Annotated in this window: 10 protein-coding genes; 8 read left to right on the forward strand and 2 right to left on the reverse strand. The window is 37.0% G+C overall.

All coding sequences use genetic code 11. The annotated features are described in order from the left end of the window. The 3 genes from CP368_RS08105 to CP368_RS08115 all read left to right on the forward strand — a co-directional run. Positions 1 to 1,523: SLAP domain-containing protein (locus CP368_RS08105; RefSeq protein WP_098045957.1), on the forward strand; the 1,523-nt coding region annotated here is incomplete at its 5' end. Positions 1,524 to 1,764: 241 nt separating this feature from the next. After that, positions 1,765 to 2,739: a ribose-phosphate diphosphokinase gene (locus CP368_RS08110; RefSeq protein WP_098036713.1), complete on the forward strand. Its 975-nt coding sequence runs from the start codon at positions 1,765 to 1,767 to the stop codon at positions 2,737 to 2,739. 62 nt (positions 2,740 to 2,801) lie between these two features. After that, entirely contained in the window at positions 2,802 to 3,734 is a 933-nt protein-coding gene (locus CP368_RS08115; protein ID WP_098044142.1) for an ROK family protein, read from the forward strand. Positions 3,735 to 3,764: 30 nt separating this feature from the next. Here CP368_RS08115 and CP368_RS08120 read toward each other — a convergent pair whose 3' ends face one another. Then, positions 3,765 to 4,040 carry a hypothetical protein gene (locus CP368_RS08120; RefSeq protein ID WP_025005723.1) on the reverse strand — a complete coding sequence of 92 codons (276 nt, stop codon included), beginning with the start codon at positions 4,038 to 4,040 and terminating at the stop codon, positions 3,765 to 3,767. A gap of 31 nt (positions 4,041 to 4,071) precedes the next feature. Beyond that, on the reverse strand, positions 4,072 to 5,436 hold the full coding sequence (locus CP368_RS08125; protein ID WP_098045958.1) for an HD domain-containing protein: 1,365 nt from the start codon (positions 5,434 to 5,436) through the stop codon (positions 4,072 to 4,074). Positions 5,437 to 5,550: 114 nt separating this feature from the next. On the opposite strand from CP368_RS08125, the gene CP368_RS08130 reads away from it, so the two are divergent. From CP368_RS08130 to CP368_RS08150, 5 genes are all read left to right on the forward strand, one after another. After that, a complete protein-coding gene (locus tag CP368_RS08130; protein WP_087176565.1) occupies positions 5,551 to 5,952 on the forward strand; it encodes a DUF1934 domain-containing protein in 402 nt (133 codons plus the stop codon). A gap of 46 nt (positions 5,953 to 5,998) precedes the next feature. Then, positions 5,999 to 6,553 carry a DNA-directed RNA polymerase subunit delta gene (rpoE, locus tag CP368_RS08135; protein ID WP_056945557.1) on the forward strand — a complete coding sequence of 185 codons (555 nt, stop codon included), beginning with the start codon at positions 5,999 to 6,001 and terminating at the stop codon, positions 6,551 to 6,553. Between the two features lie 117 nt (positions 6,554 to 6,670). Next, entirely contained in the window at positions 6,671 to 8,290 is a 1,620-nt protein-coding gene (locus CP368_RS08140; RefSeq protein WP_087235736.1) for a CTP synthase, read from the forward strand. Between the two features lie 134 nt (positions 8,291 to 8,424). Further along, entirely contained in the window at positions 8,425 to 9,720 is a 1,296-nt protein-coding gene (locus tag CP368_RS08145) for a UDP-N-acetylglucosamine 1-carboxyvinyltransferase (protein WP_098044144.1), read from the forward strand. Between the two features lie 188 nt (positions 9,721 to 9,908). Beyond that, positions 9,909 to 10,069 (forward strand): helix-turn-helix domain-containing protein (locus CP368_RS08150; RefSeq protein ID WP_158227428.1); only part of this gene is annotated, 161 nt, incomplete at its 3' end.

The following is a 10,069-nucleotide window of genomic DNA, read 5'->3' on the forward strand; positions in this document are numbered from 1 at the left end:
CTACTAAAAAGACCACTTCAACAAAGAAGTCAACTTCAAAGAAGACTACTAAAAAAGCTGCTTCATCAAAGACAACTACTTCAAAAAAGACTACGTCTAATACTATTAAGTTAACTCACAACGCTTATGTATATGACAAGAACGGTAAGCGTCTTAAGACTTACATGGGTAGCGCTAAATACACTACTATTGCTAAAGGTGTAACTGTAAATTCAAATGGTACTAAGACTATTAAGGGTGTTCTTTACTACAGTCTTGGTGGTGGGGCATACATTAAGGCTGCTAACGTAGATGGTAAAGTTGCAACTAGTTTATCAACTAAAAAGACATCATCAAAGAATACTTCTTCAAATAAGCCTTCTACTGATGAATCAGAAGATAGTACCAGCACTAAGTTAATTCACAATGCTTATGTATACGACGTAAATGGTAAGCGTATCAAGAAGTATGAAGGTAAGTCAAAGCTTACTAAGGGTACAGAAATTGATACTTACGGTACTGTGAATATTAAGGGTAAGAAGTATTACCAACTTGATAAAGAAGGTACTGCTTTCGTTAAGGCTGGTAATGTTGATAGACCAACTACCATTACTTTAAAGAAGAATGCCTACATTTATAACGGTGAAGGTAAGACCAAGAAGAAGCTTGTTAAGAAGGGCAAGACCGTTAAAACCACAGAAGCTAGATACATTGGTACCAAGCTTTACTACAAGATTGGCGATGATCAATTTGTTAAGGCTGCTAATGTAGGCAAGGTTAAGGGCGAAGAACTTGATCCAATTAATGAACCAGATGGTGCAGCAACTGTTGAAGTTCCAGATACTGAAGATGTAAATTCAACTAAGGTAATTACTAAGGGCGTTGTTTCACTTTACGACATTAAAGGTCAAAAATACGCTAATAGAATATTCGATGCTGGTGTAAGTCAACAAGTTTCTGAATTAAGATACATTGCAACTTCAGTGAACTCAACTCCACAATTGTTCTACAAGTTAGCTAGTGGTAGAGGTTACTTAAAGGAGGATGAAGTAACTGTTGATGGTAAGATTTTGAATGCTGTTAACACTCCAGAACAAGCTAAGGCTGATGTTACTGTAGCTACTACTGCTGATAAGGCTAAGTTGACTCAAAGCATCAATGAAGCTGCTAGTGTTAAGGCTTCAGAGATTTACAAGCTTTCAAGCTCAACTGCTAAGGCTGCATACGACAAGGCTATTACAGATGGTGCTATAGTAAATAACAATGCTAGTGCAACTATCGGTCAAGTTAACGAAGCAGAAAGTGCTATTACTAGTGCTAAGGCTAAGCTTAACGGTGCTAAGATTGCTGTAGCTAACCTTAACAGCTTGACTCCAGATGAAGTAACTGCAATTGTTAAAGCAGTTGCAAATGCTAATAACGTTCCAGAAAGCGCAATTCAATTCTCAAATAACAACACTACTTTATCAATCGTAACTAACGGTTATACACAATCATTAAACATTAATGACTACGCTGTTCAAAACTCAGCTATTAATCGTTAATTAAGAGAAAAATAAAATAAGACGTAGCGTCAAAAGACGCTATGTCTTATTTTTTTAGGATATTTTCGTTGTACTAGAAAGTACAAGTATATTCTAACTTTTTTAGTGAGGAATAGTTAGTGCTTTTACCGCTTTTTTACTGTTAAAACAAAAAATCTTGTTATAATTAAGGTGTACATGGTTCTTTTTGGAACAACTTTTGCTAAAATAGAGCTGGTTAATTATTTTTACGGAGGAAATTATGTCCTATAAAGACGATATGATGATTTTTGCCCTCAACTCAAACGTGCCATTAGCACAAAAGATTGCTGATCGTGTGGGCGTACCACTTTCAAAGTCAAGTGTTGAACGTTTTAGTGATGGCGAGATTCAAATTAATATTGATGAAACTGTACGTGGTAAAGACGTATACCTCATTCAATCCACCAGTGATCCAGTAAATGACAATTTAATGGAACTTTTGATTATGATTGATGCTGTACGTCGTGCCAGTGCTCGTACAATTAACATTGTGATGCCTTACTATGGTTACGCTCGTCAAGACCGTAAGACTCGTGCACGTGAACCAATTACTGCTAAGCTTGTTGCTGATATGCTTCAAACTGCAGGTGCAAATCGTATTTTGTCACTTGATTTACATGCTCCACAAATTCAAGGTTTCTTTGATATTCCAGTTGATAACTTAATGGGTGCTCCACTTCTTGCTGATTACTTCTTACGTAACAACTTAGAAGAAGGCGCAGTTGTTGTTTCACCTGATCACGGTGGTGTTAACCGTGCTAGAAAGCTTGCTGAATTCTTAGGTTGTCCTATCGCAATCGTTGATAAGCGTCGTCCTAAGGCTAATGTCGCCGAAGTTATGAATATTATTGGTGATGTTAAGGGTAAGCGTGCAATTATCATTGATGACATGATTGATACTGCTGGTACTATTACTTTAGCAGCTCAAGCATTAATTGATGCAGGTGCTACTGAAGTTTATGCTAGTGCAACTCATGCTGTTCTTTCTGGTCCAGCTATCAAGAGATTAAATGCTTCACCAATTAAGAACTTAGTTCTTACTGATTCAATTAATCAACCAGCTGAAAAGAAGCTCGACAAGATGCTTTTAGTATCAGTGGGTCCACTTATGGGGGATGCTATCAAGTACATTCAAGAACATAAGGCACTTAGCCCATTGTTTAATACTAGATATGAAGCAGACAAGAATGAATAATTAAAGATTTAAAAAAAACGACTAGTCGATTGACTAGCCGTTTTTTGTATTAGGTGAAAAACATGGCAAAATACTTATCTTTTGATATTGGCGGCACAAATTTGAAATATGCCTTGATTGATGAAGAAGGAAAAATTTTTGAAAAAGACAGAGTAGAGACGAATACAGAAAGTCTTGCTGCGTTTATGCAGTCAATTTATCAAGTAGCAGATAAATATCGAGGACAGTTTAAGGGAATTGCTGTTTGCGCACCAGGTAAGATTGATACTAAGCACAAAGTTATTTATTTTGGTGGTGCTCTGCCATTTCTTGATGGGCTGAATTTACAAGAAACTTTAGGCAAAAAATATCAGGTACCGGTTAGCGTAGAAAATGATGGTAAAGCTGCGGCTTTAGCAGAGCAATGGCATGGTGAATTACATGATGTAGCTGATGGCGTCGCTATTACTCTAGGAACTGGCGTTGGTGGTGGGATAGTAGTTAATCATCGAGTCGTTCATGGTTGGACATTTCAAGCAGGAGAGCTTAGCTGGATGATTACTAACGCTGGAATAGGCGCCAAAAATATGGCAGCATATACTGGTTATACCTGTTCAGCGGTTAATATGATTAAAAAAATCAATTTAGCGTTAGGTAATGTTTCGAATCTAGATGATGGTGTAGCAGCTTTTAAAGCGATTAATGAAGAAAATTTACGTGCATTGGCAATCTTTCAACGTTATTGTCGCAATGTGGCTATCATGATCATTAATATCCAAACTATCATTAATGCTTCCAAATTTGTAATTGGCGGTGGAATTAGTGCACAACCAGTCTTAATTGAAGAGATTAATAATCAATTGCATAAAATTTTAGAAAATAATCCAATGATTGGTAAGCAAATGATTGCTCCACCCGTAGTAGCCGCAAAGTATGGTAATGATGCCAACTTATATGGGGCTTTATATGCGTTGCTACTTGAATTGAAAGAAAAAAAGCAAACAAAAATGGACTAGTTTTTGGCTAGCCCATTTTATTAATTAAATTTATTCATTTTTAGATAAAGCTTTAGCAATACTTACGCTTGCTGCGGCGATGCTGACGACCATACCAGTCTTGCATCCTGTCTTCACAATATCCTTAATTAAGTCCTTGTTGTCATGAATGAAATCAAATGATAGCTTAGTATAATCCATGCAATAACCATGAATAGTATTCATTAAGTCTTTGACTTGTCTGTAGCCACTTTTTTCGACATGTTCAATCTCGTCTTCGGGATTAATTTGAGTTCTTACGTTTGTATTTAAATCGTCATTATTCATAACAGATACCTCTTTTCTATATAAATCTATTTTACTTCTTACGAGGCTTTCTTAAGTATCTTAATGCTCCATTTTTGACGTATTTTTGGAATTGTTCATAAAGGGGATCAAAAATTTGCGGTTGATCTTCGTCATGTGAAAGCATGGTCTTAGGGAAGAAGAAGCGCTCATCACCTTGGAAAGTACCATTTAATGCTCGAACTAAAGGACTAAGCTGGGATAATTCGATTAAACTGCCATCATCTTGCATGATTTCAATTTGACTATTAGCATTTTTACCTGATGGCTTATAAGCGTCATAAGGCTCGTCAAAAGCAGAATTAGTGGCAGTGTAGTAATCTGGATTGAATCCTGTTTGCTTAATAATATTTCTCAGTTTAGGCAATAGGTTTTTAGTTTCTTCGTCAATTCTTACACTAGCAAAAGGTTTTCTGTATAAGTATCTTTTAGCTAAATCTGATAAAATAGGATCCTGCGCTTCAGTCCACATTAAAAAGTTTGTTTCCATGACGCCATCATCTAAATTAAGATAATCATCAAGAGTCCAATTCCCTTCTAAAAAGCTAGCTAGACTAGAAGTAACTTTTAAATTGCCCTTTTCGTAAATATCTTTTGCACGTTCAAGTAAATGCTGTAAAATAACCTCCATGGAACGGCCTACGCGGTGGAAGTAAACTTGTTGGTACATCTGATAGCGAGAGACTATATAATCTTCAACGGCATGCATACCGTTGTTAGTGAAACAAATTCCGTTTTGATAAGGTCTGATAACGCGTAAAATGCGGGATAAATCAAATCGACCATAGTTAACGCCTGTAAAGTATGCATCTCGTTGCAAGTAATCCATTCTGTCCGCATCAGCTTGACTAGAGATCATCTTAACTACTTGTGGATTAGGATAAGTTTTAGCAATTATGCTGGCTACCAATTCAGGAAAATTAGGTGCAACCTGTTTTAAAGCTTTGTTGATTTCAGTATTAGGATCTGTAATGATCTTTTGTCCAATTTTTTCATGATTAGTATTAAATAAATGTTCAAAAGTATGAGAATATGGACCATGGCCAATGTCGTGAAGTAAGCCTGCACATTCAACTAATAAGCGATTATCATCATTCCATAGACCATCACCTGGTGTGATAGAAGGATATTTTTTTGCAAAAATATCACAAATTCTTCTAGTAAGTTCATATACACCTAGATTATGTTCAAACCGGGTATGAGTAGCACCTGGAAAGACGTAGTTAACAGGTCCCAACTGCTTAATTCTGCGCATGCGTTGAAATTCCTTGGCCTTAACAACGTCTAGGACAACTTTATCTTCGATATGGATATAACCGTGAACAGGGTCACGGAGCACAACTTCTTGTTTTAATTTTTCACTTTGAAATCTTGCCATAAAAACCACCAAGCTTGATAATTTAATTTTTTGAATTATATACTAAAATAGATTGTAACCACATAAAATTATAGCAAATATCAACCAAGAGTGTTCAATGAAAGGGATGAGGATATGGCAGCAATTACGGTTAATTTAACTAGTAAAATTACACAAGATGATGAAACAGAAACTTTTACTAAAGTAGCCTCAGGTCAGCTAGAAGAAAATAATGGTGTAATTCGTGTATCTTATAAAGAAGAGGGCACTATTCCTGTTAAAATGTTGTTAAAAGAGGATGAACTCATAATTAAGCGCGGGGTAGATAATAACAACTATTCTTTGATGAAATTTGTTCCTGGTGAGAAAGTTAATTGCCGCTATGTTGTTGAAGGACGACAAATGGATATGACTAGTGTGACAAATTTGCTTGAATATAAAGAGCAAGCAAGTTCACATCAACTTCGGCTTGAATATGACCTCTTTAATGGACTATACTTAATAGGTAACTATGCAGTCACGTTGATTTTTACTTAAACGCCTAGTAGAATAGTAAAGATTGTAAAAGAGAGGACGTACAGCTGTGGGATTAGACAAATTTAAAGACAAAAACCGCGATGAATTATCAATGATCGAAGTTGCACGAGCAATTTTGGAAGATAATGGTAAGAGAATGGCATTTGCCGATATCGTTAATGCCGTACAAAAATACTTGAATAAGAGTGACGAAGAAATTCGTGAACGTTTGCCACAATTTTATACTAATATGAATACTGATGGTGAATTTATCTCTATGGGTGAAAATGTATGGGCACTTCGTACTTGGTTCCCATATGAATCAGTTGATGAAGAAGTTAACCACCCAGAAGATGAAGAAGAAGACGATGCACGTAAGCACCATAAGAAGGTTAACGCATTCTTAGCGAGCGCTACTGGTGATGATGATATTATCGATTATGATAATGATGATCCAGAAGACGATGATTTAGACGCTACTGCTGACGATAGCGATGACGATTATGGTGATGATGATTCTGAATACGATGAAGATAATGACGATACAGATGACGTATTGCCAGACGGAATTGAAGGTCAATTATCACAATTAAACGATGATGATGACGACGAAGATAATTAATTTGCTTGACTTAAGAGGAAAAAGCAGATAGTATTTTTGTTGGGCACCCTATGTGCGTTTAGCTCCCTAACAAGGGAGCTTTTTTGTTTAAAGGATAAGTTAAAAAGGAGCAAATAAATGACAAAATATGTTTTCGTAACTGGCGGTGTCGTATCTTCACTTGGTAAGGGTATTACTGCATCAAGTTTAGGTCGACTTCTTAAAAATCGTGGTTTAAAAGTAACCATGCAAAAGTTTGACCCATACATTAACATTGACCCAGGAACAATGAGTCCTTACCAACACGGTGAAGTTTATGTTACCGATGACGGTACAGAGGCTGACCTTGACTTAGGTCACTATGAAAGAATTGTTGATGTTAGAACAAGTAAATATTCTAATGTAACTACTGGTAAGATTTACCAAGAAGTTCTTGAAAAAGAACGTCGCGGTGACTACAACGGTGCTACTGTACAAGTAATTCCACATATTACTGATATGATCAAGAAGAAGATCATGCGTGCAGCTCTTACTACTGATTCAGACGTTATTATTTCTGAAATTGGTGGTACTGTTGGTGATATGGAATCAACTCCATTCATGGAAGCTATTCGTCAAATGCGTCGTGAAGTTGGTGAAGAAAATGTAATGTACATTCACTGTACTTTAGTTCCACTTCTTCATGCAGCTCATGAAATGAAGACTAAGCCAACTCAACACTCAGTTGCTGAACTTCGTAGCATCGGTATTCAACCTAACATGCTTGTTCTTCGTGCTGAACAACCAATTGATCAAGAACACAAAAACAAGATTTCAACTTTTACTGATGTTCCTGTTGATCGAATTATCGAATCCATTGATGCTCCTTCATTATTCGATGTGCCTTTGGCATTTCAAAAGCAAGGTATGGACCAAAAAGTTTGTGATTTCTTACATATTGAAAGTCCAAAGCCAGAAGCAGATATGAAAGCTTGGAAGAAGCTTGATGAACGTGCTAAGAACTTGAAGCACCACACTAAGATTACTTTGGTTGGTAAGTATGTAGAACTTGAAGATGCTTACATCTCAGTAACTGATGCTTTGCAACATGCTGGTTACCTTTACAACACCAAGATTGATGTAGATAAGGTTCAAGCAGAGGATATTACTGACGATAACATTGCTAAGATCATGGAAGGCTCTGATGGCTTAATCGTACCTGGTGGTTTTGGTACTCGTGGTCTTGAAGGTATGATCACTGCTATTAAGTATGCTCGTGAAAATGATATTCCATTCTTGGGTATTTGCTTAGGTATGCAAATGGCTAGTGTAGAATTTGCACGTGACATCTTGAATCTTGAAGATGCTAATACTACTGAAGCAGAACCACATTGTAAGAACAATATTATCGATATCATGGCTGATAAGCGTGATGAAGAAAATATTGGTGGTACCTTGCGTTTAGGTCTTTACCCAGCTGCTCTTAAGAAGGGTACTAAGACTCGTGAAGCTTACGATGATCAAGATGTAATTCAAGAACGTCACCGTCACCGCTTTGAATTTAACAACAAATATCGTGAAGCATTTGAAAAAGCTGGTATGGTATTCTCAGGTGTATCACCAGATAATCATTTGGTTGAAATTATTGAATTGCCAAAGAAGAAGTTCTTTATTGCAGCTCAATACCACCCAGAATTTTTGAGTCGTCCACAACGTCCAGAAGGATTATTTAAATCATTTATCGGTGCAGCTAGTGGACTTCCAGCACAAGAATTTTAATGAATAATCACTTGAATTATACAAAATCTTAAGAAAACAAGAGTTGAGGGACCTCGGCTCTTGTTTTTTTCTCAAATTTCCTTTAACATTATTATGATTAATTGAAAGTAAAAGAAAAGGATTTGTTTTCGCCAATGAAGCAGATGATTATTCATGGTGGAAAGCCTCTACAAGGTGACGTTTGGATTGGTGGCGCAAAGAACTCTACAGTTGCGCTCATTCCAGCATCGATTTTGTCAAGAACACCAGTAACTTTGGAAGGCGTCCCAAGGATTGCTGATGTTGTCAACTTAATGGATTTATTAAGCGAGATGGATGTACATTGTGATTTTGGAGAAACCACATTACGTATTGATCCAGAGAATATTAAGATGAGTCCATTACCAGCTGGTAAGATTAAGAGTTTGCGTGCATCGTATTACTTCATGGGTGCGCTTCTCGGTCGTTTTGGCAAGGCAGTAGTAGGCTTCCCTGGTGGTGACGATATTGGACCACGTCCTATTGACCAACATATTAAGGGCTTTGAAGCTCTAGGCGCCAGTGTAAAAAATGAAAATGATCAAATTGTAATTACAGCACCAGAAGATGGATTGCATGGGGCAAAAATCCATTTGAAAATGCCGTCTGTTGGTGCAACGATGAATATTATTATGGCCAGTGTAACTGCACAAGGCCAAACTATTATTGAAAATGCAGCCAAAGAACCAGAAATTATTGATTTAGCGACCTTTTTGAACAATATGGGCGCAGTAATTCGTGGTGCCGGAACTGATTCTATCAGAATAGAAGGTGTGGATATGCTTAAAGCACAAATTCCACATACAATTATTCCTGATCGAATTGAAGCAGGTACTTATGTTTCCTTGGCTGCTTGCATTGGTAATGGTATTCGCATTCATAATATTATTGAGGAGCACCTGGATTCTTACTTAGCCAAGGTAGAAGAAATGGGTGTAGTAGTTGACGCAGATGAAGATTCACTTTATGTTTACCCAGCAGGGGACTTAAAGATGGTACAAGTAAAGACAGACGTGTATCCTGGCTTTGCGACTGATCTTCAACAGCCAATTACACCGCTTCTTTTAACTGCTAAATCAGGTGAAGGCGTAGTAATCGATAATATTTATCCAAAACGTAATGGTCATATTCCACAATTACAGAAGATGGGTGCCGATATTAAAGTTGAAGATAATATTATTTTGGCTCATCCAACTAAGCAACTTCATGGAGCTGAAGTAACAGCTGGTGAAATTAGAGCGGGAGCTTGCTTAATGATTGCCGGATTAATGGCAAATGGTACTACTGTAATTGATAAGGCTGGCAATATTTTGCGCGGATATGATCGTGTACAAGAGAAGCTTCGTCAACTTGGAGCTGATGTCACAATTAAAGATGATCCGAGTGAACCTGGTATATTAGACAATATCTAGTTAAAAAGCATATTCGAGTAAGAATATGCTTTTTTAATGAAAAACGCCCGAAAATCCCCGTATTTTAATGCGGGGATGGATAGGGCCAAGCTGACCTAGCAGTCAGCTTTTTTTATTCTAAAAATAGAGACATACGTTCGACTTCCCTGTACAATATAAATATCTAATCTACAGAAGGAGGTGAAATCATGAAGAGAATGAGCAGCTTAGCCTATCATTTTGGCGTTAAGCTTCGCTTTTATCCTAGTTCTAAGCAAAAGAAAATCATTAAGTTGAACTATGATGCGCAACGCTTTGTCTACAACTCTTATGTAGGACGCAATCGAAGCAATTATCATGCTAAGCACTA

The organism is Lactobacillus sp. UMNPBX17 (genome assembly GCF_002553735.1).
GTDB lineage: Bacteria > Bacillota > Bacilli > Lactobacillales > Lactobacillaceae > Lactobacillus > Lactobacillus gallinarum.